The organism is Pararhizobium sp. PWRC1-1 (assembly GCF_049897905.1).
GTDB lineage: Bacteria > Pseudomonadota > Alphaproteobacteria > Rhizobiales > Rhizobiaceae > Pararhizobium.
In genome coordinates this window covers 25,215-45,673 of record NZ_JAFCXE010000014.1, presented here as the reverse complement: position 1 = coordinate 45,673, position 20,459 = coordinate 25,215, and the positions used below count along the sequence as shown (strand labels likewise).

Below are 20,459 nucleotides of genomic sequence, written 5' to 3'. Positions count from 1 at the left end.
TTGTTGAAGTCGCAGATATCGCGGCAAATTTAGGCGATTTCCTCGAAGAAGGCGCCGTTATAGTCGTTCCGGGAGGTGATGAAGTATTCGAGTTTTGGCAATTCGAATTCGGATTTCACGATGTGCAGGCGGCCGTCTTCGACTTGGCGGCTGAAGAATGTCTTGGGCGGGATGGTGATACCCAGACCATAGGCGGCTAGTTCGGCAAGGGCCGACATATTGTTGCAGGAGATCGTCTTGCCAAACGGCAGCTTTGGATTATCGATAACCTCATTGAGGATGGGGCGAAGCATCGAGGCAACCGACTGGATCAGTAGCGGGTATCTTTCATTTTTATCAGTTCGATGACGGATCAAAAGGCGATGCAGGTTGCACCAAATGGCGCGAGTTTGGCCGGCAGGGACCTCACATTGAGTTGCGTTGCATCGAGGGACTGTTCCTCCGGCGTGAGATTTGCGATCCAGACCGTTCGGCCGATTTCAGTCTCTACCGTGAATGCCAGCACCCTACCCGGATGGGACGAGGTGACAGCCTGCCATCTCTGCCCGGCAACCTCGGCTAAACCTTTGACGACGGCATGCAGTGGCCGGTTACCGCCCTCCTCGACCGGTTCATGCTTTCCGGCATAAAGCCCGAACGGGCCGGTCAGTGCCGACAAGGTCAGGGTTTCGAGACCGGCGTCCAATACGGACGTGACATAGCCTGCGGCAAAAGCTGCGGCGAATTGGCCGTTGTGGCGGGGATCCTGATTGGCCATCGGAATCCGGCCGCCATCCGGATTGTCCATCGTGCGGCTGCCATAGGGGTTTTGGCGCATGGGGATGGTGGACGGGCCGATGCGATAGGGCTTGTTGCCGTAGATGGCACGGACGGATCTGGTGATAAAGGGCATGGCTTCGAGTGACTGCATCACGCTGACATCGTCAGGTGCGTGGACGATCGGGTTGGTGCAGTGGCTGATGAAGGCGAGGTTTTCACCCGGCACCCGCTTACGGTTGAGTTCGGTGAAATAGGACAGCATGCCGCCGCCGAGGCGGATGCCCGGGAAGGTTTTCGCGGCCGCCGTATAAACGTCTGTGAGCGGCGGGCAGTCGGGCCACCTGCTGCCGGGCGGGGTCGATTGCCGGTCGACGGAGGGACAAACCATGATGGCGCCGGGCGCGAAACCGGCCGCACGCATCCAGGCAGCGATTTCCTGCAGTTCCTCATCGAGAGGGCGCTGACAGGGGACGGCGATTTCGAGCGTCGTAGTGCCGGTGTGAATGGCGGCAATCCCGACGAAATCCCCAAAGGCTGAATGACTGTGACCGGCTGTCGGGTCGAAATGGAAGAGCAGATCCTGAACCCTGGGCGCATCCGGATGCCGCAGGGCGGCGAGGCTGGCCTTGGCTTCTTCCGGTGTGATCAACAGGCCGATGGCGGGCATGGTGCCGGCGGCTGTGCCGGGGGTGAGGCGGATGATGCCGGTGTTTCCGGCGGAGGCGGGAGGATTGCCCGCGGCGGTGCGGCGATCGGCGATGGTCAGGGTAATCTGCTGCGTGACCGGCTCGTTTGCCGGGATCCGGTAGGGCCAGGGCAAGGCGAGTGGGCGGACATAAGTTTTGTAGGAGGCGTCCGACCAGTTGCGCTGGTCCTCCATCTCGAACGTGTCGCCCTCCACGCGGCATTCGACGCTGACGTCGGGAAACGCGGTGTGGGTGATGGCACGCATGTCTTTGAACGGCTGCCAGGGCTCGATCAGGTCGGGCAGCCTCGTGCCGTCAATAGAGCCGTCGACATGCTCGACGGTCACGGGTGTACCGGCAACACCGACGATCGGATGCAGGACGCACAAACCGCAGCGGTTGGTCTCAAAGCCGGTGGTCGAGCGGGCCGTGCCTTTGAACGTCAGCCTGCCCTCGGTGTTACCTTCGATTGCCGCGGATATATCGAGAAGGGTGCCGTCCGGGCCGTTGCAGCGGGCAGTGTAGGCAACGGTGAATCCGGTTTCCCTTTCGGTGACGGCGAGGTCCGCCAGTGTAGGGTCATAAGTGCCCCAGTCGCGGTCGCGCACCAGGTAGGAGATGGCGCGCAGCACCTCGACACCGTCATAGGTGATAGCCCGCAGATTGCCGCCAGCCAGTTGTGCCGTCAGCTTTCCGGCTTTCAACAGGCGCGAGGCTGGCTCGGCCTGCCTTGTACCGTAAAGCCTGAAGGCGAGGTCTGCGTCCATCATTTCAGCAGGGTTCCGATCTCGATGGTGGCTTTGGTGGCAGCGCTTTCGTAAGCCGCTTCGACCAGCGCGAAGGTCTTGAGATTGTCGGCGCCGGAGGTCGAGCTTTCAAAGGAGGCCTTCAGGCTGTCGATCCAGTGTTGCTGGATGGCGAAAACGCTTTCCTGGATGTTGTGCCATGGGCGCGATGCCCAGGAGAGAAGTGTCGGGGCAACGTCGGTATTGACGGTGCCTCCAGCATTGGTGATCTGCAGTTCGTAGCCCTGCGACAGGCGGATCGAGCCCTCGGTACCGTCGATCTCGATCAGCGTCTCCGGGAAGGGCTCAGTGGACTGTTTTGTCGCATAGCTGACATCGACGACGGAGGTGGCGCCGTTCTCATGATCGAGCAGGATGGTGGCGACATCCTCGCCATTGATGTTCGGATTGATGCGCTTGATGCGAGCCGTCAGCGAGGTGACATCGCCGAGAATGTAGCGGGCGATATCGAGCGTATGGATGCCGAGATCCTCGACGATGAAGCGCTCGCCTTCGGCGAGATAGGGTTGGCCGGAGAACACGTCATAACCGGAGCGGAAGGAGAATCTGCCCCAGAACGGCATGCCGATCGCGCCCGAGCCGAGCGCCTTGTGGACGGCCTGGATCGGCGTCTGCCAGCGGAAGTTTTCATGGATCATCAGCGGAATGCCGGCCGTTTCGCAGGCAGCGACCATGGCCTTGGCATCGGCGAGCGTCGGTGCGAATGGCTTTTGGCAGATCGCCGGTACCCTGTAGGCGGCGGCCATTTCGACCAGCGCGCGGTGGCTGTTGACGGTGGTGGCGATATCGACGAAATCGAAGCCGCTATCGGCAAACATCTGCCGCGCGTCGGTATAGCGGCGCGCAATACCGAACTGGTCGCCGACGATGTTCAGGCGCTCGGGATCGCGGTCGCAGATGGCAACGATGCGGGCACCCTTGACGTCGTTCCAGCCATGCATCTGATTGACGGCGAAGAAGCCGCAGCCGATCAAGGCGCCCTTGAGGTCTGGCATGTAAAACGTTCCTTCGTGCTTCGAGGAGCCTTAAAACTTTAGCCCTTCCTGGCCAGCTGCATCAACGTCACCTGCTGCTGCAAACGTCGTTGCGCCTGGTCTACCACCACGGCGACGATAATGACGATACCCTTGATGACCATCTGCCAGAAGGAGGATACGCCCATCATCACCAGGCCATCGGACAAGATGCCGATGACGAAGGCGCCGATGATGGTTCCGCCGATCGTACCGCGACCGCCCGACATCGAGGTGCCGCCGAGAACGGCCGCGGCGATCGCGTTCAGTTCGAACGAATTTCCGGTTGCCGGATGCGAGGCCATCAGCTCTGACGAGATGACGATGCCGACGATGGCTGCGCAGAAGCCGGAGAACATGTAGACGAACATCTTGACGCGATCGACGCGGATGCCGGACATGCGGGCAGCGCGCTCGTTGCCGCCGACGGCGAAGATCTGGCGGCCGATCGGCACGTATTTGGCGACATAGGCGGCGGCCAGCGCCACGATGATCAGGATCCAGATCGACACCGGCAGGCCGATGATGCGGCCAGAGCCGAGGAAACCGAAGCCGGTGGTTGCCAGTTCGGGTTTGCCGATCAGATTCGGAAAGGTCTGGCCGTCGGACGAGAGCAGCGCGAAACCTCGGGCGACATAAAGGGTACCGAGCGTAGCGATGAAGGGCGCGACATTGAGCTTTGTAATCAACAGGCCATTGACGGCGCCGATGAGGATGCCGACGACGAGCGTGATCAGGCAGACCTCGACGACGTTGAAATACATCGTGTAGCCGATCTGCAGGTCAATACCGTTGAGGATCAGGCCGCCGGCCACCATGCCGCAGAGACCGACGATCGAGCCGACGGAAAGGTCGATACCGCCGGTGATGATGACGAAGGTCATGCCCATGGCGAGGAAGGCATTCAGCGCCACATGCTTCGACATCAGGATGATGTTGGCCGTCGATAGGAAGTTCGGCGCGAAGATCGCGAAGAAGGCGATGACGGCAAACAGCGCGATGAAGGTCCTGAGCTTCATCAGCGTCAGGAGGACGGAGCCGCTATCGGCCGCCGGTACTTTTTCGGTCGAGGTTGCAGTCGTCATCATGCAATTTCCCTTGTCGATGTGTGGCCGGCCGATTTGTGTCCCTCGGACGCAGCCTTGACGATGAGTTCTTCGGTGGCGTCAGCCCGGTCCAGGATCGTTGTTACCCTGCCGTTGCTCATGACGGCGATCCGGTCTGACAGCGCCATGACCTCTTCGAGGTCGGATGTGGAAAACAGGATGGCGAGGCCCTCGCCGGCGAGCCGGCGCATGGTGCGGAAGACGTCCGCCTTGGCGCCGACATCGATGCCACGGCTCGGCTCGTCCATCAAAAGAACCTTCGGGTTGGTCATTAGCGCCTTGCCGATGACGACCTTCTGCTGGTTGCCGCCGGACATGGAGGTGACGTCGAAATCCGGGTTCGGCGCCTTGATCGACAGGTTCCGGATCGATTCCTTGATGGCGGACCGCTCGCGCTCGCCGGAGATGTGAAAGCCGAACTTGACGAATTTTTCGAGGCTCGCCAGCGTCAGGTTCGAGGCGATCGACAGGACCTGCACCAGGCCTTCGCGCTGGCGGTCTTCTGGGATGAGGGCAAGGCCCTTACGGATGCGGGTGGAGGTGTCCTTTGCCACAATCTCTTCGCCGGCGACAAAGATCTTGCCAGTCGAATGCGGATGCTGGCCAATGACGCATTCGAAGAACTCGCTGCGCCCGGCACCCATCAGGCCGTAAATACCCAGCACCTCACCGGCGCAAACCGAGATCGACAGGTGATCGACGGCAAGGCCGCCGGTCCGGCGCGGCAGGCAGATATCTTCGGCGCGAAAGGCTTCAGCGCCCAGCTTGTGATCGAGAGACTTGGCAAAGTCCTTGGCATCCGAGCCGATCATTGAACGGACGATCCACTTGGTGTCGATGTCGCGGACCATGGCCTGGCCGGTGATCTGGCCGTCGCGCAAAACGGTGATGTAATCGCCGATGCGCATCAGCTCTTCCAGCCGGTGCGAGATATAGACGATGGCGACACCTTGCGCCTTCAGTTCACCGATGACCTTGAACAGGATATCGACTTCGGCGGCGGAGAGTGCTGAGGTCGGCTCGTCGAGAATGAGGATGCGGGTATCGAGCGAGATCGCCTTGGCGATTTCGACGAGCTGCTGCTGGCCGATCGGCAGATCTTCGACCATGGTTTCGGCGCTGATGCCGGCATCGAGCTTGTCGAGGAACTGGTTGGCTTTCTGAACCTGTGCCTTGTGGTCGATGCCGCGAATGCCGCGGGTGATTTCGCGGGTTGCAAAAATGTTTTCGGCGACGGAGAGATTGCCGAACAGGTTGAGTTCCTGAAACACCATGCCGATGCCGTGCTTTTGGGCGTCGGCAGGGGAGTTGAACTCGACTTCCTTGCCTTCGAGAAGGATGCGACCGAGCGAGGGTTTTTCGACGCCCGCGATCATCCGCATCAGCGTCGACTTGCCGGCGCCGTTTTCCCCGACAAGCACGTTGACCGCGCCGCGCTTCAGCTCCAGGCTCGCATGTTTGATGGCAACGATGCCCGAATAGACTTTCGTCACATCGTCGAGTTTCAGGATGGTATCGTGAGTTTGGGCTGCCATGTCAGCCGCCGATCGTAATGCTGGCGGGCGTTAGGAGCGCCGGCTGGCCGGAGGACGGCAGCGGGTAGGCGCCGAGCGCTTCGACCTTCTTTCCTTCAAGGCCTTCGCGCGGCAGCTTTTCGAGCGTCAGGCCGGTGACATGAATGTTGAAGGCCTTGCCGAATTCGGCCCACTGGATCTGGTTCTTGAATTCGTTGAAATTGACGAAATCGAGGCTGTCGCGGATTGCCGTGCCCTTGATGACCGGGCCGATCTGGATGCGGACATCGGCTTTGCCGTCGCCATCGACATCGGTGTCGAGATAGGCGGCGCGCGATGCGGTTTCAGCCTTGACGATCGTGCCGGAGACTTTGGCCGCGAAAGTCCAGGGCGCGCTGCCCTCCTTCTCCTTGTGGCCGTATTTCGCCGCGGCAGCGTCGAGATCGGATTTGGAAAGGGCTGAGACTTCCTGGAAGGGGCCGGCGCGCGTTTGCAGGAAAGGGATGACCTTGCTGTCCCAGATTTCCGCAACTTGACGTGCGGGATTGAAGCCGCCGCTTGCCGCTTGCGCAGCCTCTTCCGCCGTCGGTGTCTTGATGATCTTGCAGCCGCCGAGCGCCAAAAGTGTGGTCAGCGCGAGGGAAAGCGGGATGGCGGCGGCGAGCCGGAAATGCGGCATGAATGTCACTCCGTCAAATGGCATAAAACGCAAAGGGCAGATTTCGTCCGCCCTGTGCGCATCCTTGGGGAGGATTAGTCCTTGAGCGCGAAGGTTTCGAGCTTTGGGGCGTTGTCGGCGTTGATAAGCACGCAATCCATCAGCTGCTTTTCTTCAGCCGGACCCTTGCCGGTCTTGATGAACACGTCGGCCTGCTCGACCGCCATCTGCGCCTGAGCGTAAGCCGGCTGAAGTACGGTTGCCTTGATGCCGCCCGATGTGATGCTATCGCGCACGTCGTTGGAGCCATCGAATCCGACGACGATGACGTCCTTGCGGCCGGCAGCCTGAAGGGCGGCGATCGCCCCCATGGCCATCGTGTCGTTGCCGGAAATGACGCCCTTGATGTCGGGGTTGGCCTGCAGGATGGTCTCCATCTTGGAATAGCCTTCTGTCTGGCTCCAGTTGGCCGACTGCTGGGCGACCATCTTCAGCTCCGGATATTCGTCGATGATGTCGTGATAGCCCTTGGAGCGAATGCCGGCGTTCAAATCGGCTTCGCGTCCGAGCAGCTCGACATAATTACCCTTTTCGCCCATCAGCTTGACGAACTCTTCGGCGCCGAGCTGCGCACCCTGGTAGTTGTTGGAAACGATCTGCGAGACGGCAACGCCGGTGGCGTTGATTTCGCGGTCGATCAGGAAGGAGGGGACGCCAGCGTCCTTGGCCTTCTGGACGGCGGCGATCGAGGCTTCGGAGCCGGCATTGTCGAGGATGATCGCCTTGGCGCCGCGGCCGATGGCGGTATCGATCAGCTGGCTCTGCTTGTTGGCGTCGTCATCGTGAACGAGAACGAGGGTCTCGTAGCCAAGTTCCTTGGCCTTGGCTTCCGCGCCGACGGCTTCCGCCTTGAAGAAGGGGTTGTCGTGCGAGGGGGTGATGATGGCGATGAGATCGGCTGCGAATGCCGGCATGGCAACGCCAAGAGAAAGGGCGCCGGCGAAGGCGGCAAGCGTCAGTCTGCGTGTCAGTTTCATGTGGATCCTCCCGGTTGATGTAAGTGTTACGGCTCCGTTCCCGGCGGAGCCGTTGATGTGCGGAGCATCTGCTCCTCGTCGATCAGGTGATGCGCCGGATGCTTTCGGCGATCTCCTCGGGTTCGAAGACTTTTTTCCAGTCGTCGCGCATCAGCGCGGGGATGCCGAATTCGATGGCCTTGTTGCAGGCATCGGAAAACACGCCCTGGACTTCGCCGAAGATGACAGCGCCAAGCACGTTCAGGTGGCCGAGCAGGAAGTCGCGGGCAGCTTCTTCCGGCACGCCGCGCTTCACGCATTCGTCCATGGCCTGCTTCATGACGACGAGCAGCGAAGCGGCAACGGTTTCGGACAGGCCCGGCTCCAGCATCGCCATCTGATCGACGGTGACGCGGTGCGAGCGCATGACGGGAGCCCAAATGACCTTGGCGATTTCTTCGCCCAGGTCATAGGCTTCTTCCGGACCCTGCATCAGGGCGGAAACGATATGCTGCTTGGCAAACAGACCGCCGAAATGATCCTTCTTGGCCTGTATATCCGTCTCGTCGTTGAAGATTGGCGGATGGCAGGGATGGGTGACGAAATAGGTGAGATCGGTGCGTTCCGGCAGATGGCCGGCAAACGGAGCGGCGGCATCAAGCGCCACGACTATCGTGCCGGTTTCCAACTTATCCGAAATCCCGGCGGCAACCTTGCCAATGGCCGTATCCGGCACGGCGAGGATAACAACATCAACGCCGGCAAGCGCTGCATCGACATCAATGCAGGACAGGCCGAGTTCGTTGAGTAGCCGTGCCTTGCCGGCCTCGCTTACTTCCACATGGCGCACGTCGAAGCGTGAGCCCTTGAGGTTCTTGGCAAGCCGGTAACCCATTTTGCCGCCAGCACCGAAGAGTGCGATCGAAGTCATGTTTCCTCACCTGCGCGTTTGTTTTGCGATGGTTTATGATAACTGGTATGATGAGTCAATCAGTATGTCACATGGTGAGAAGGGTTTTCTGCGGCTTTTCTTTTAGTGTCATGTACGGGAGGCGGTTTTCGGCGATATGCAGAAGGGGCCTGTTGTCCCTCAACACTCGAAGGTGATTAAATGGTTCTGACCAAAAGATCAGGCTTTGGGAGATTGGCGGCGGCGATAGTGCATGGATGGAAACTTGAGGCTTTCATTCATCTCGGTGAAAGATCAAAATTCACACTCAGAAATCGACAGTTTATTGGTGTTTTCCGAGATAGTGCCCGCGACGATTGAAGAGAGGGCGATAGCATGCTCAAGCGTATCAAGCGACACCAAGCCCGAGTGGGCATGTTCATCACCGATATCGAAGACCCGTTGCGAGACGAGGCAGCGCCTGTGCGTAGTTTTCTTTTGAAGGACGAAGCGGCGGCGGCAAAGGTGAGAGCCAGCAATATCATCAGCCTCGTCATCGATACCCGCAGGGGAGTGGACGTCGGCGCCGGCCGGCCTCAGCCGGACAAGCGGGAAAGCGAGGCATCGCTGTCCAATCTTTCCCGGCCTTTTACCCAGACCGAAATCGAGGAGGCGCTGCAGACGATCGAGCAGGCCAGGCCGCTGGTCGACACGCTGTTTTCAAACGCCCGCCTGAATGGCAAGGTCACGTTCGAGCCCGCCGATCGCGCAGTCGAACAGATCGCCAAATCGATGGTAAGGAATCCAGCGGCGCTGATCGGCATTACCCGCCTCAAGACCAAGGATGAGTACACGTTCCTGCATTCGATTGCCGTCAGCGCGCTGATGGTGCATTTCGCACGCTTCCTCAAATTCGACGAGCAGGCAGTGCGCATTCTTGGGGTCAGCGGCCTGCTGCACGATATCGGAAAGATGGTCATGCCCGACGGGCTGCTGTCGAAGAAGAGTGCGCTGACCGGCGAGGAAATGGCGCAAATTCGCACCCATCCCCTTCGCGGCTACGAATTGCTGTCGCGCCAGGACGACATGCCGCAGATAGTTCTGGATGTCTGCCTGCACCATCACGAGCGGATAGACGGCAAGGGTTATCCCTTCGGCCTGTCGGACAAGCAGATCAGCCCGTCCGCGCGGATCGCCGCCATTTGCGATGTCTATGACGCGATGACCTCGGCACGACCTTACAAGCGCGCGTGGACACCCGCCGAAACACTGAGGATGATGCTGAAATCGGAGGGCCATTTCGACCGGCATCTGCTGACGCAGTTCAACGCCAGCCTGCGTGCGTCGTTTTCGCCCGTGCCACCGAAAGACCGCCGCAACGGGGTTCGCGCAGTCCAATAGACCGGCGGCAGCATGGCTATGATTGGAGGCCGTCCCGGATCTGCGCGAAATAACCATCCGATCCAACCTGTCCGCCTTTGAGCGCGATCTGCAAGCCGTTGGTCGCGGCAAAAGCGCCGTGCGCCGTGCACAACGGCGATCCCGGCGTTTGTGGTAGCGGCAGCAGCGTGGTCAGCGCCTGCACACGCAGTTCCCTCAGCGCATGGCTGGACGTATCGCCGCCGGCGATGACGGCGCGTGTCAATTGTTGTTCCTCCACCAGGCGCCGCAGGATTGCACCGAGCAACCGGCCGAGGCGATGGCGGCTGCCGGGGATCCGGTCGATATCCCCGCCACGATCGGCGGAGGGGCCAAGCGCGGTGTTGAGGATGACACTCTCGCCTCTTTTGAGGAGGTTGAGGCCGTTAGCGATTGCCCGTTCAAGAGCTGCATTGCCGTTTTCACCGAGCAGTTCCAGCGGATCGAGATTGATGCCGGCAAAACCGTTTTGCGTTGCATGATGGATCTGCCGTTCGGTGGTGGGCGAGACGCTGCCGGAAACGACAGCGATACGATCGGCCTTGCCGGGCAAGGGGAAGGGTTTCTTTCCCTCCGTCAGGCCGGCGGCAATCCAGGTTGTCAGCAGCGCATATTCGATGCCGGAGGAGCCGGCAACGAACCAACCGCCGTTGCGTCTCAGGCGCCAGAGTTGGTGGCCAGCATGGGACTGGCTTTCCGGGCTGTCGACATCGAACAGCACCATGCCGTCCGCATCGCGGCAAGCATCGTCAACCCTGTCATCTGCATTCTTAGAGGCAAGCATGGAGAGATCGGCGAGTCTTGTTTTCAGCGCCGTCTGGGCGCTCAGGTGCAGGCGCAGATCCGCCTCTGCCATGGGCGTGACCGGGTGGCGGCTCATGACCGGGTGGCGGTCGATGCGATAGACCTCACCCTGATAGGCGGCAAAGAGGTGGCCGAAGGCAGTGTAGCGCTTCAACTGTGGCGCGCCAACGAGAACAGGGACGTAAGCCTGGTCGAACAGAGCTTTACCGATCTCGACGGCCTTGCCGATATTGCCGATCTCTGGGCTGGAATCGAAGGTCGAGCAGACCTTGTAGTGGCAGATAGCGGCGCCTAAGCTTTTCAGCCAGCGGAACGCCGGCGTCAGATTTTCATCCATCCAGTCTGGCGTTTCGCTGCGGCTGGTACCGGCGAGCCCGACGGCGCGGCAATGGCCGAAGCGCTGCAGAAGTGCCTCATCTGGCACGTCGATGAACAGCACGGTTTCGACGCCATTGGAGCCCAGCGCCTCCATCACATCGGCAGAGCCCGTCAGGTCGTCGCCATAATAGGAGAGGAGAGGGTTGGTCTGTGCGGTCATGATGTCTACTCGCTGGCGCTGCCGAATTTTTGGATGGAGGCGGCAAGCTCCGGGTGATCCCTGGCGTAGGTTTCAAGCGGGATATCGGCGACGGCTGCTTGCCAGGCCTGCTGTACGGCGCGCACGCCGGCCGCCGGGCCACCGGGATGGCTGACGATGCCGCCACCGCAGAGATAGAGCAGATCGGTGGTGCGGCCGGTGCGGCGATACGTTTCTGGCGCCTGGCCGCCCCACTGGCCAGAACCGGCGACGGGAAGGGCGCAGTCGGATTGATCGAACATCGGCGTGGTAACGGCCTTGAAGCTCTCGACGAAACTGTCGTCGGGCTCCCAGTATTTCACACCGATGCCGTTGATCTGGAACTGGTCGACGCCGAGAAGACGCCAGAACTGCTGCCAGACCTTGAAGTCGAAGCCAATGCCGGGATGGCGGGTGAGCACGTCCCAGCCGTTGCGATGGGCATGCAGCACAAGGCCCGAGCGCTTGCGCAGGAAGGCCATGCCGCCCATGCCGATGGAATTGATATTGACGACGGCGCAATTTCCGCCCGCTTCAAGAACGAGGTCGTGGTTGCGCATCATCTCATCGGGGTCGGTCGTCGAGATGCCGAAGGCATACATCACCTTCTTGCCGGTCTTCTGCTCGTGATCGAGAATTCTCGGCATGATGGCGGCAACGCGCTCGCTCAAGGGTGAATAGGCGGGGCTCATCAGCTTCTCGTCGTCCTTGATGAAATCGACGCCGGAGCCGATCAGCTCGCCGACCAGCTCGGCCGTTTCATGCGGACGCAGGCCGAGCGCAGGCTTGACGATGGTGCCGATGATTGGCCGGTCATAGACGCCGGTGAGTTTGCGGCTACCTGGCAGGCCGAATTGCGGCCCGGGATATGCGGATTTGTATACCGGCGGCAGCTTCAGATCGACGACGCGCAGGCCGGTCATGCCCCGGATGGAGAAAATACCCCCGACGGCGATGGTCATCAGGGCGGACAGATCGGTTCCAATGGCATCAAGCGGGAAAGCGATATCGACATCGGCACGGCGGATCGGCCCATGGTCCGGCGAAGCCTCGGGCCAGCTCGGAGTTTCGGCATCGTCGAGCGGGCGGAGGGCAAGCACGCGGGCGGCAACACGCGCCTTTAATTCCGGTGTTTCGCCGGGGAGGGGTACGAAGGTGCCCGTCGACTGGTCGCTGGCGATCTTGTCCGCCATGGCCTCGATACTGCCTGACGTTTCAATTCTGTAGGTGACGACGATCATGATCGCGCAAGAGCCTCCCGGTATGGCAAATCCCTGCCAGTTTGTGTGGCACATTTTCCGCAACTGGTATAATGAGTATATCAATTAAGCAAGAGGGCGCTTGCATCCGCGACAATCAGTGTGGACTGTCACCGGCTCACGTGGATGTGTGCATTTCTTTCGGAGCGGGAGCAGTGCATAACGATGGCGAATGTAAACCAGCGAGATACTATGGGCCAGCAGACCGAACAGATCGTCCGCCGCAAACTGTCCGACGAAGTTTTCGCGCGGCTGAAGGCGATGATCACCTCCGGCGAGCTGCAGCCCGGTGACGAGATGCCGTCCGAGCGCGAACTGATGGAACGCTTCGGCGTCGGCCGTCCGGCGATCCGCGAAGCGATGCAGGCGCTGGCGGGCATGGGGCTGGTGGCGATTTCGCATGGCGAGCGCGCCAAGGTGCTGGAGCTGACGGCGCAATCGATCTTCCGCCAGATGGACATGACCGCAAAGATGATGCTGGCCAAATCGTCGGATTCACTGGAGCACCTGAAGAGCGCCCGTATCTTTTTCGAGCGCGGCATGGCGCGTGAGGCGGCCCAGAAGGGCGATGCCAACGACATTGCGGACTTGCGCGAAATCCTTGAGAAGCAGCGCGCATCACTGGGCGACGCCGAAGCCTTCATTGCCGCCGATATGGAATTCCACTCGCGGATTGCCCGGATTTCGCGCAACCCGATCTACGTCGCCGTCAGCGAGGCGATGCTTGCGTGGCTGAAGGAATACCATACCGAAATGTTGATCTGGACCGGCAAGGAAAAGTTCACGCTAGCCGAGCACGAAGAAATCATCACCTGCCTGGAGGCCGGCGATCCGGATGCTGCAGAACAGGCCGTGCTGAAACATCTGGAACGGTCGCGGGCGCTCTACGCTGCGAAGTGACCGCGAAGCCTCTGGGCGGCCGGTCGACAGCTATTTAAAGCACTGCGACCGGTATCTGGCATCAACTGATGGCCGCCGCCTCGAGGCGGCTATGCTGGCCGTCATTCCGGAAGCCCGGCCTTTCGGTAGCCATCGACGAAATGTTCAAGCGTCGCCGTGTCGCGAAACGGCTCGGTCACTGCCCAGTGACGGGTTGTGAACTGCGGGTTTCCGACGAGAAACAGTTCTACCTCCGCACGTGCCTCGTCGAACCGGCCGAGCTGCGCAAGGCTTGCTGCCAGGAAACGGCGTGAACTCGTCCGATAGGTCTCGTCCCGGCGCAGTGTCTCGACTGCGGCTTCGTAGTCGCGGGCCGCATATTGTGCCTGGCCGAGCGTTAGATAATACCAGCTTGCCGGAACCGGGTTTAACCGGAACGCTTTTCGGATGTTATCGAGACCGTCTTCGATCCGTCCAGCGAGAACCGCGATGTCGGACAATGCCGCAAAGGTATCGGCCTCGTTCGGATCGAGTTCGATCGCCTTGGTAAATTCCGCATCTGCCTCGTCAAAGTGGCGTTCATAGGCAAGCAGATATGCCAGCACCCAGCGGCAACCAGGATCGTTGGGATCTATTGCCACAGCCTTGCGCGCCAATCCCAAAGCAATACCGCGGGACGGTTCCGTTGGGCCACCGGAATGAACCAATCCCATCCAGTGGTTCACGGCCAGCCAGCGATAGGCTTCGGCATAGTCCGGATCAAGGGAGACCGCACGCGTGAGCATCAAATGCGCTTCCTGTGCCATCTGCGGCGTGTCATCCATCAGCCTGCGTGCCCGTACGCAGAGATCGTAAGCCTCAAGTTTCTTGGGTCGATGACGGGGCGGCGATGCACACAGCCGCCCGAGCAACGCCTCTACGATCTTGGCTGTCACTTCGTCCTGAACGGCAAAGATATCGTCCAGACTGCGATCGAAGCGTTCTGCCCAGAGATGATCCCCGCTCACCGCATCGACCAGCTGGGCGTTGATGCGGACGCGTCCCGCCGCGCGTCTTGCGCTGCCCTCAAGCAGGTAGCGCACGCCAAGGTCTTCGGCGATCGTGCGCACATCCATCGCTTTTCCCTTGTAGGCGAAGGCTGAGTTTCGGGCGATGACGAACAGGCCGGACGTTCTTGAGAGGTCCGTGATCAGGTCTTCGGTCAAGCCATCCGCAAAGGACTCCTGCTCGGGATCGTTGCTGACGTTAACGAAGGATAGCACGGCGATGGATGGCTTGTCGGGCAGTGGCAAAAGTGTTCGTTTCGCGCTACCCAACCTTTCGATGGTCCCTGGGAAACGGTATCCGACACGCGGAACCGTGACGATCCATTCACCGCCCGTGGTGGCTGGACCAAGCAGTTTCCTCAGTTGAGCAATCTGGACGGTGAGGTTGCCTTCCGCCACGGCCGTGTCCGGCCACGCCGCGTCCATCAACTCGGCCTTACCCAGGATTTCCCCGGGCCGTCCGGCGAACGCCGCAAGCAGCTTTAATCCACGGTGGCCAATGGCAACGAGATCGCCGTTCCGAAGGAGCGTCCTGCACCCGGATCAAGCACGAACGGACCAAAGGCAAAGCGCAATCCCTGCATAAGCGCATCTATAGCCCGTTTGGAACTTTTTGGAACTATTTGGGTGGGCTTAAAGACGGCACTGTTCATCTCCGGCAGAATTCAACCTCTTTCAGGCCGGTCCTTTGCAAGAAATCCTCAAACCCTTCCGGCAGATAAGGTTAGCGCTGATGACATCCCATCGCCACGCCTGTATGACCGCCGAAAGCACGACATTGACCCAACGGAACCCCATCCCGTGGGCTGCGATGGCGGGCATCATCGCGACCATCACGGTGTTTGCCGTGGCACAAGGGCTCACTTATCCGCTGCTCAGCTTCATCCTTGAGCGGCAGGGGACGGCGCCGGGTCTAATTGGATTTTCGGCGGCCATGACCCCGCTGGGTTTCATCGTGTCTTCGCCGTTCATCCCGGCGCTGGCGCGACGCGCGGGCGGAGCGCGGCTTGCTATTTTGTGTTCGTTTCTCACCGCACCCACCCTCTTTGCGATTGCCTGGACGCAGGATATCTGGGCCTGGATGCCGCTTCGTTTTCTGCTCGGCTTCCTCGCCAATCCGCTATACGTGATTAGCGAAACCTGGCTGATCTCTATCACGCCGCCGCAACGCAGGGGCCGCATCATGGGCCTTTATTCGTCGATCGTTTCGGGTGGATTCGCCGTTGGCCCGCTGTCCCTCGGCCTTGTTGGCACTGAGGGTTGGCCGCCTTTCATGATCGGTATCGCGGCCTTCCTTCTTTGCGGCCTGACCGTGCTTGCGGTCGTGCGGCGCCTGCCCAGCATGCCGCATGAAGGCGAGGTTACATCGGTCGGCGGTTTCTTTGCTCTCTCGCCACTTCTTTTATTCGCGGTTTTCACCGCTGCCGCCTTCGAGCAGACCCTGCTTGCCCTGTTCGCGGTCTTTGGGGCCGCGTTCGGAAGCGCCGAAGAGCACATCGCTTCGCTCCTCACATGTTTCATCGCAGGCAATGCGGTGCTGCAGATATTGCTCGGGCGTCTGGCCGAGCGGTTCGGCTCGACACGGACGATGTTGTTCTGTGTTCTGGTTTGTCTGGCCGGATGCTTGCTGCTGGCGCCGACCTTTAACTCCTGGCTCATCTGGCCGCTCGTTTTCGTCTGGGGTGGGGTCTCGTTCGGGATTTACACCATGTCGCTGATTCAGCTCGGCGAGCGTTTCACGGGCCATGCCTTGATCGCTGGTAACGCGGCCTTTGCGCTCGCATGGGGCCTCGGCGGCATCTTTGGCTCGCCCGCGACAGGATTGGCGATGCAACTGATCGGACATCACGGGCTGCCATCATCCCTTGGCCTGCTGTGTTGCGTTCTGGCGGTGTTTCTGATGGCGCAGCGATGGCGGGCATGATTTGTCGCCGAGCGCATGCGCGCGCCGGGCCGCCATAACGCGAAGGTGCGTCGTTTCCCAGTCGCCTAGCTTAAACAGCTACGGAGTGCCTTGCTGCGGCCGCTGTGAAGTATACGTCGAATCTTGCGGCGATGAGGCGGACGAAGGGGCGGCCAGTGTCCGTGACTTCGAAGCGGTCGTTGCGCCATTCGCAGAGTGAACCGGTTTCCGTTTCGGCGAGCTGTCTTGCCTGCCACATCACATTATCGGCGGCAGTTCCAAAGCGGTTGAAGGCCTCAGCGCGGGAAAAATAGAAATCGCACATCAATTTCTCAATGACCCAGCGCCGGATGCGGTCGTCGTCCGTCAGGGTGACGCCGCGCACGGTGGCAAAACCTTTGTCGACAATGCGGCGCGTGTAATCACCGGTCGCGGGCGCGTTTTGCAGGTAGCCTTGTTCGAACTGGCTGATGGCCGATGGGCCAAGTCCGATGATCGTATCGCACCGGTCTGCGGAATAGCCCTGGAAATTGCGCCTGAGGCGGCCCTGTTGTGATGCCAGCGCTAGGGCATCGCCAGGCAGAGCGAAATGGTCGATGCCGATTGGTTGATAGCCGGCCTCAAGCGCCAGCGCCCGCACGGCTTGCGCCTGCGCGTAACGCTCCGTCCCGTCCGGCAGCCATTCATCCTTGATCCGGGTCTGGTGCTTCTTCATCCAGGGTACATGGGCATAACCGAACAGCGCCATGCGACCGGGCGCCATTTGCAGCGCTTGACGCAATGTCGAGGTGGCGCTTTCGACGGTTTGGTGGGGAAGGCCGTAGAGCAGGTCGAGATTGACGGAATCGATCCCGCGGGCACGCGCGCCGTCGACGACATAGGCCGTCTGCTCAAAGCTCTGCAGCCGGTTGATGGCCTCTTGCACGCGTGGATCGAAATCCTGGATGCCGAGGCTCGCCCGGGTCATGCCGAATTCGGCGAGGGCATCGAGCCTTTGCTCATCCATGTCGTTCGGGTCGATCTCGACACTGATTTCTGCATCGGGCAGGACATGAAAGGCGTCGCGCAGACACTTGCCAAGGGTGATCAGGTCTTCCGGACGCAGCATCGTCGGCGAGCCGCCGCCCAGATGGATGGCGCCGGCCGGCACGCGCCCGTCAAGAAGCCGGCCGATCCCTGTGATTTCCGCATGGAGAACCTGGAGATAGGCACTGACTGGTTCGTAGCGCCGTGTCTGCTTGGTATGGCAGGCGCAGAACCAGCACAGCCGGTCGCAGAACGGGATGTGCAGGTAGAGTGATACGGACTTGTCGCCAGGCAGCCCCGATATCCACTCCCTTGCGGTCTCAGGCCCGAGGCCGGAATGGAAATGCGGCGCGGTCGGGTAACTGGTGTAGCGGGGCACCTTCGCATCAAGCATCGTTGCCGCTGGAAGCATGGGGATTGTCCAATCTTAATATGTTTCAAAGGGCCATGAACCAAAAGGACCGGCCTTCGCAGAGAACCTGTCCATATTCTCCACCCGCCGCTTTGATCTGGATCAAGGCGTGTCCCTTCGCTTGCCCCGAGAAGGGGGCAGGGGACCGCTACGCGCGGTCCGACATCTAATTGATGCGGGGACGACAAGATGAAATATGGATCGGCGATCATCGGCACCGGCACAGCGGCGTTTTTTGCGCTGCTTGCTGCCGGCCTTGCCAAGGACGAATTGTTCGCAAGCCACATGGGAATTCTGGTGATCCTGCTGGTCGGGACGGTCGTCGTCTTGATGCGGCGGACGTCGTTTGCGCCGCAGCCGGCGGTCGCTATGTCCGCCTATATGGACGGACCGATCCGCTATGGCGTGATCGCCACTGTGTTCTGGTGTGTCGTCGGCCTTTTGGTCGGCGTCGTCATCGCACTGCAGCTTGCCTATCCCGATCTCAATGTCGAGCCGTTCCTGTCCTTCGGGCGCGTGCGGCCGCTGCACACATCGGCCGTGGTTTTTGCCTTCGGCGGCAACGCGCTGATTGCAACCTCGTTCTACGTCGTCCAGCGCACCAGCCGTGCCCGGCTGTTCGGTGGCGATCTCGCCTGGTTCGTCTTCTGGGGCTATCAGCTGTTCATCGTCATGGCCGCGACCGGCTATCTGCTCGGCATCACCCAGGGGCGCGAATATGCGGAGCCCGAATGGTATGTTGATCTTTGGCTGACGATCGTCTGGGTTTGCTATCTCATTGTTTTCCTCGGCACGATCCTGCGCCGCAAGGAGCCGCATATCTACGTCGCCAACTGGTTCTACCTGTCCTTCATCGTCACCGTGGCGATGCTGCACATCGTCAACAACCTGGCGGTTCCGGTGTCGATCACCGGCTCGAAGAGCTATTCGGCCTTCGCCGGCGTGCAGGACGCGCTGACCCAGTGGTGGTACGGCCACAACGCGGTCGGCTTCTTCTTGACGGCAGGCTTTCTCGGCATGATGTATTACTTCGTGCCCAAGCAGGCGAACCGGCCGGTCTATTCCTACCGCCTGTCGATCATCCACTTCTGGGCGCTGATCTTCCTCTATATCTGGGCCGGCCCGCACCATCTGCACTATACCGCGTTGCCCGACTGGGCGCAGACGCTCGGCATGGTCTTCTCCATCATGCTGTGGATGCCGTCCTGGGGTGGCATGATCAATGGCCTGATGACGCTTTCGGGCGCCTGGGACAAGATCCGCACCGACCCGATCATCCGCATGATGGTCGCAGCCATTGCCTTCTATGGCATGTCGACCTTCGAGGGGCCGATGATGTCGATCAAGGCAGTCAATTCGCTCAGCCACTACACCGACTGGACCATCGGTCACGTCCATTCCGGTGCGCTCGGCTGGGTCGGCATGATCACCTTCGGCGCCATCTACTTCCTCGTGCCGAAACTGTGGAACTGCGAGCGGCTTTATTCGATCCGCATGGTCACCTGGCACTTCTGGTGCGCCACGCTCGGCATCGTCATCTATGCCGCCGTCATGTGGGTATCGGGCATTCAGCAGGGTCTGATGTGGCGCGAATACGACCAGCAGGGCTTCCTCGTCTACTCCTTCGCCGAAACGGTCGAGGCCATGCATCCCTACTATGTCGTGCGCGCACTTGGAGGTGCCGTCTATCTGCTCGGTGCTCTGATCATGGCCTGGAACGTCACCATGACCATCTTTGGATATCAGCGCGACGAACAGGAAATCGGTGGCCCAATGCTCGTTCCGCAAGCGGCTGAATAAGGAAAGAAGACCATGGGTATCCTGGACAAACACGCGATCCTCGAGCGCAATGCGACGCTTCTGCTCATCGGCTCGTTTCTGGTCGTCACCGTCGGTGGAATCGTCGAGATCGCACCGCTTTTCTATCTCGAAAACACCATCGAGAAGGTCGAAGGCATGCGGCCCTATTCGCCGCTGGAGCTGGCTGGCCGCAACATCTATATCCGCGAGGGCTGCTACGCCTGCCACAGCCAGATGATCCGGCCTTTCCGCGACGAGGTCGAGCGCTACGGCCATTACAGCCTGGCAGCGGAATCGATGTACGACCATCCCTTCCAGTGGGGGTCGAAGCGCACCGGCCCGGACCTTGCCCGCGTCGGCAATCGTTATTCCAACGAATGGCACGTTCAGCATCTGACAGAGCCTCGCGACGTCGTGCCGGAATCGATGATGCCGAGCTACGCCTTCCTGAAAAGCAAGCTGCTGCCGGTCAAGGACGTCGCCACCCATCTCAGGGCCAATGCAGCCGTCGGTGTGCCCTATAGCCTGGAGATGATTGACAAAGCCGATGCTGATCTGCGCGCCCAGGCCGACCCGACGGTAGACACGTCGGGCATCGTGAGCCGCTACCCGAAGGCCCGCATCGGCGATTTCGACGGCAATCCGCAGGCGATCACCGAGATGGATGCGCTCGTCGCCTACCTGCAGATGCTCGGGACGCTGGTGGATTTCAAGACTTACGACGAAGCCGGCAGCGACCGCTGAGAAGGAGACCCTGATGGAATATCAACAATTGCGGACCTTCGCCGATAGCTGGGGGCTTCTGGCAATGGCCCTGTTCTTCCTCGGCATAATGCTCTTCGCGTTCCGCCCAGGGAGCCGGAAATCCGCCGACGAAGCCGCACAAATCCCGCTCAAGGATGACTGAT

Annotated in this window: 17 protein-coding genes and 1 pseudogene; 6 read left to right on the top strand and 12 right to left on the bottom strand. The window is 60.5% G+C overall.

Annotated elements, in window-relative coordinates; all coding sequences use genetic code 11:
* Positions 1-29: 29 nt before the first annotated feature.
* The 8 genes from ACP7E0_RS20735 to ACP7E0_RS20700 all read right to left on the bottom strand — a co-directional run bounded on the left by ACP7E0_RS20735 (position 30) and on the right by ACP7E0_RS20700 (position 8,489).
* Positions 30-356 carry a LysR substrate-binding domain-containing protein gene (locus tag ACP7E0_RS20735; protein ID WP_426127404.1) on the bottom strand — a complete coding sequence of 109 codons (327 nt, stop codon included), beginning with the start codon at positions 354-356 and terminating at the stop codon, positions 30-32.
* Positions 353-2,212 (bottom strand): D-apionate lactonase, encoded by a 1,860-nt coding sequence (gene apnL, locus ACP7E0_RS20730; RefSeq protein WP_426127657.1) that lies wholly within the window; start codon positions 2,210-2,212, stop codon positions 353-355. Before apnL ends, ACP7E0_RS20735 begins: the two co-directional genes overlap by 4 nt.
* Positions 2,212-3,246, bottom strand: coding sequence for a Gfo/Idh/MocA family protein (locus ACP7E0_RS20725; protein WP_426127402.1), 1,035 nt, complete (start codon positions 3,244-3,246; stop codon positions 2,212-2,214). Before ACP7E0_RS20725 ends, apnL begins: the two co-directional genes overlap by 1 nt.
* A 38-nt stretch (positions 3,247-3,284) precedes the next feature.
* Positions 3,285-4,349, bottom strand: coding sequence for an ABC transporter permease (locus ACP7E0_RS20720; RefSeq protein ID WP_426127655.1), 1,065 nt, complete (start codon positions 4,347-4,349; stop codon positions 3,285-3,287).
* Positions 4,349-5,905, bottom strand: a complete 1,557-nt coding sequence (locus ACP7E0_RS20715) for a sugar ABC transporter ATP-binding protein (protein WP_426127400.1) — start codon at positions 5,903-5,905, stop codon at positions 4,349-4,351. Before ACP7E0_RS20715 ends, ACP7E0_RS20720 begins: the two co-directional genes overlap by 1 nt.
* A gap of 1 nt (position 5,906) precedes the next feature.
* Positions 5,907-6,563 (bottom strand): DUF2291 family protein, encoded by a 657-nt coding sequence (locus ACP7E0_RS20710; RefSeq protein ID WP_426127399.1) that lies wholly within the window; start codon positions 6,561-6,563, stop codon positions 5,907-5,909.
* A gap of 74 nt (positions 6,564-6,637) precedes the next feature.
* Complete coding sequence (locus ACP7E0_RS20705) at positions 6,638-7,579, bottom strand: D-ribose ABC transporter substrate-binding protein (RefSeq protein ID WP_426127397.1); 942 nt, start codon at positions 7,577-7,579, stop codon at positions 6,638-6,640.
* A gap of 82 nt (positions 7,580-7,661) precedes the next feature.
* Positions 7,662-8,489: a phosphogluconate dehydrogenase C-terminal domain-containing protein gene (locus ACP7E0_RS20700; RefSeq protein WP_426127395.1), complete on the bottom strand. Its 828-nt coding sequence runs from the start codon at positions 8,487-8,489 to the stop codon at positions 7,662-7,664.
* Between the two features lie 354 nt (positions 8,490-8,843).
* Between ACP7E0_RS20700 and ACP7E0_RS20695 the strand changes: the two genes are divergently transcribed.
* Positions 8,844-9,848: an HD-GYP domain-containing protein gene (locus tag ACP7E0_RS20695; RefSeq protein ID WP_426127394.1), complete on the top strand. Its 1,005-nt coding sequence runs from the start codon at positions 8,844-8,846 to the stop codon at positions 9,846-9,848.
* 16 nt (positions 9,849-9,864) lie between these two features.
* Here the strand turns inward: ACP7E0_RS20695 and ACP7E0_RS20690 are convergent, their stop codons facing one another.
* Complete coding sequence (locus ACP7E0_RS20690; RefSeq protein ID WP_426127392.1) at positions 9,865-11,208, bottom strand: four-carbon acid sugar kinase family protein; 1,344 nt, start codon at positions 11,206-11,208, stop codon at positions 9,865-9,867.
* Positions 11,209-11,213: 5 nt separating this feature from the next.
* The gene (gene oiaX / locus ACP7E0_RS20685) at positions 11,214-12,470 is read right to left on the bottom strand and encodes a 3-oxo-isoapionate-4-phosphate decarboxylase OiaX (RefSeq protein ID WP_426127653.1); all 1,257 of its coding nucleotides are present in this window, start codon (positions 12,468-12,470) and stop codon (positions 11,214-11,216) included.
* Positions 12,471-12,677: 207 nt separating this feature from the next.
* On the opposite strand from oiaX, the gene ACP7E0_RS20680 reads away from it, so the two are divergent.
* Positions 12,678-13,385 carry a transcriptional regulator NanR gene (locus ACP7E0_RS20680; RefSeq protein WP_426127652.1) on the top strand — a complete coding sequence of 236 codons (708 nt, stop codon included), beginning with the start codon at positions 12,678-12,680 and terminating at the stop codon, positions 13,383-13,385.
* A gap of 101 nt (positions 13,386-13,486) precedes the next feature.
* On the opposite strand, the pseudogene ACP7E0_RS20675 reads toward ACP7E0_RS20680, so the two are convergent.
* A pseudogene (locus ACP7E0_RS20675) lies at positions 13,487-14,994 on the bottom strand (winged helix-turn-helix domain-containing tetratricopeptide repeat protein).
* A 173-nt stretch (positions 14,995-15,167) separates the two neighbouring features.
* On the opposite strand from ACP7E0_RS20675, the gene ACP7E0_RS20670 reads away from it, so the two are divergent.
* Positions 15,168-16,334, top strand: a complete 1,167-nt coding sequence (locus ACP7E0_RS20670) for an MFS transporter (protein WP_426127390.1) — start codon at positions 15,168-15,170, stop codon at positions 16,332-16,334.
* A gap of 70 nt (positions 16,335-16,404) precedes the next feature.
* Here the strand turns inward: ACP7E0_RS20670 and hemN are convergent, their stop codons facing one another.
* The gene (gene hemN, locus ACP7E0_RS20665; protein ID WP_426127388.1) at positions 16,405-17,751 is read right to left on the bottom strand and encodes an oxygen-independent coproporphyrinogen III oxidase; all 1,347 of its coding nucleotides are present in this window, start codon (positions 17,749-17,751) and stop codon (positions 16,405-16,407) included.
* Positions 17,752-17,940: 189 nt separating this feature from the next.
* On the opposite strand from hemN, the gene ccoN reads away from it, so the two are divergent.
* From ccoN to ACP7E0_RS20650, 3 genes are read left to right on the top strand one after another with little or no spacing between them, the layout of a single operon-like run.
* On the top strand, positions 17,941-19,551 hold the full coding sequence (gene ccoN, locus ACP7E0_RS20660; RefSeq protein ID WP_426127387.1) for a cytochrome-c oxidase, cbb3-type subunit I: 1,611 nt from the start codon (positions 17,941-17,943) through the stop codon (positions 19,549-19,551).
* Positions 19,552-19,563: 12 nt separating this feature from the next.
* Positions 19,564-20,295 (top strand): cytochrome-c oxidase, cbb3-type subunit II, encoded by a 732-nt coding sequence (ccoO, locus tag ACP7E0_RS20655; RefSeq protein ID WP_426127385.1) that lies wholly within the window; start codon positions 19,564-19,566, stop codon positions 20,293-20,295.
* A 13-nt stretch (positions 20,296-20,308) separates the two neighbouring features.
* Positions 20,309-20,458: a cbb3-type cytochrome c oxidase subunit 3 gene (locus ACP7E0_RS20650; RefSeq protein WP_426127384.1), complete on the top strand. Its 150-nt coding sequence runs from the start codon at positions 20,309-20,311 to the stop codon at positions 20,456-20,458.
* Position 20,459: the final 1 nt, after the last annotated feature.

Excerpts from the sequence above, each read along its gene's own strand:
- apnL (WP_426127657.1), bottom strand. The coding sequence starts at position 2,212 with ATGGACGCAGACCTCGCCTTCAGGCTTTACGGTACAAGGCAGGCCGAG.
- ACP7E0_RS20725 (WP_426127402.1), bottom strand. The coding sequence starts at position 3,246 with ATGCCAGACCTCAAGGGCGCCTTGATCGGCTGCGGCTTCTTCGCCGTC.
- ACP7E0_RS20720 (WP_426127655.1), bottom strand. The coding sequence starts at position 4,349 with ATGACGACTGCAACCTCGACCGAAAAAGTACCGGCGGCCGATAGCGGC.
- ACP7E0_RS20715 (WP_426127400.1), bottom strand. The coding sequence starts at position 5,905 with ATGGCAGCCCAAACTCACGATACCATCCTGAAACTCGACGATGTGACG.
- ACP7E0_RS20710 (WP_426127399.1), bottom strand. The coding sequence starts at position 6,563 with ATGCCGCATTTCCGGCTCGCCGCCGCCATCCCGCTTTCCCTCGCGCTG.
- ACP7E0_RS20705 (WP_426127397.1), bottom strand. The coding sequence starts at position 7,579 with ATGAAACTGACACGCAGACTGACGCTTGCCGCCTTCGCCGGCGCCCTT.
- ACP7E0_RS20700 (WP_426127395.1), bottom strand. The coding sequence starts at position 8,489 with ATGACTTCGATCGCACTCTTCGGTGCTGGCGGCAAAATGGGTTACCGG.
- ACP7E0_RS20695 (WP_426127394.1), top strand. The coding sequence starts at position 8,844 with ATGCTCAAGCGTATCAAGCGACACCAAGCCCGAGTGGGCATGTTCATC.
- ACP7E0_RS20690 (WP_426127392.1), bottom strand. The coding sequence starts at position 11,208 with ATGACCGCACAGACCAACCCTCTCCTCTCCTATTATGGCGACGACCTG.
- ACP7E0_RS20680 (WP_426127652.1), top strand. The coding sequence starts at position 12,678 with ATGGGCCAGCAGACCGAACAGATCGTCCGCCGCAAACTGTCCGACGAA.
- ACP7E0_RS20670 (WP_426127390.1), top strand. The coding sequence starts at position 15,168 with ATGACCGCCGAAAGCACGACATTGACCCAACGGAACCCCATCCCGTGG.
- hemN (WP_426127388.1), bottom strand. The coding sequence starts at position 17,751 with ATGCTTCCAGCGGCAACGATGCTTGATGCGAAGGTGCCCCGCTACACC.
- ccoN (WP_426127387.1), top strand. The coding sequence starts at position 17,941 with ATGAAATATGGATCGGCGATCATCGGCACCGGCACAGCGGCGTTTTTT.
- ccoO (WP_426127385.1), top strand. The coding sequence starts at position 19,564 with ATGGGTATCCTGGACAAACACGCGATCCTCGAGCGCAATGCGACGCTT.
- ACP7E0_RS20650 (WP_426127384.1), top strand. The coding sequence starts at position 20,309 with ATGGAATATCAACAATTGCGGACCTTCGCCGATAGCTGGGGGCTTCTG.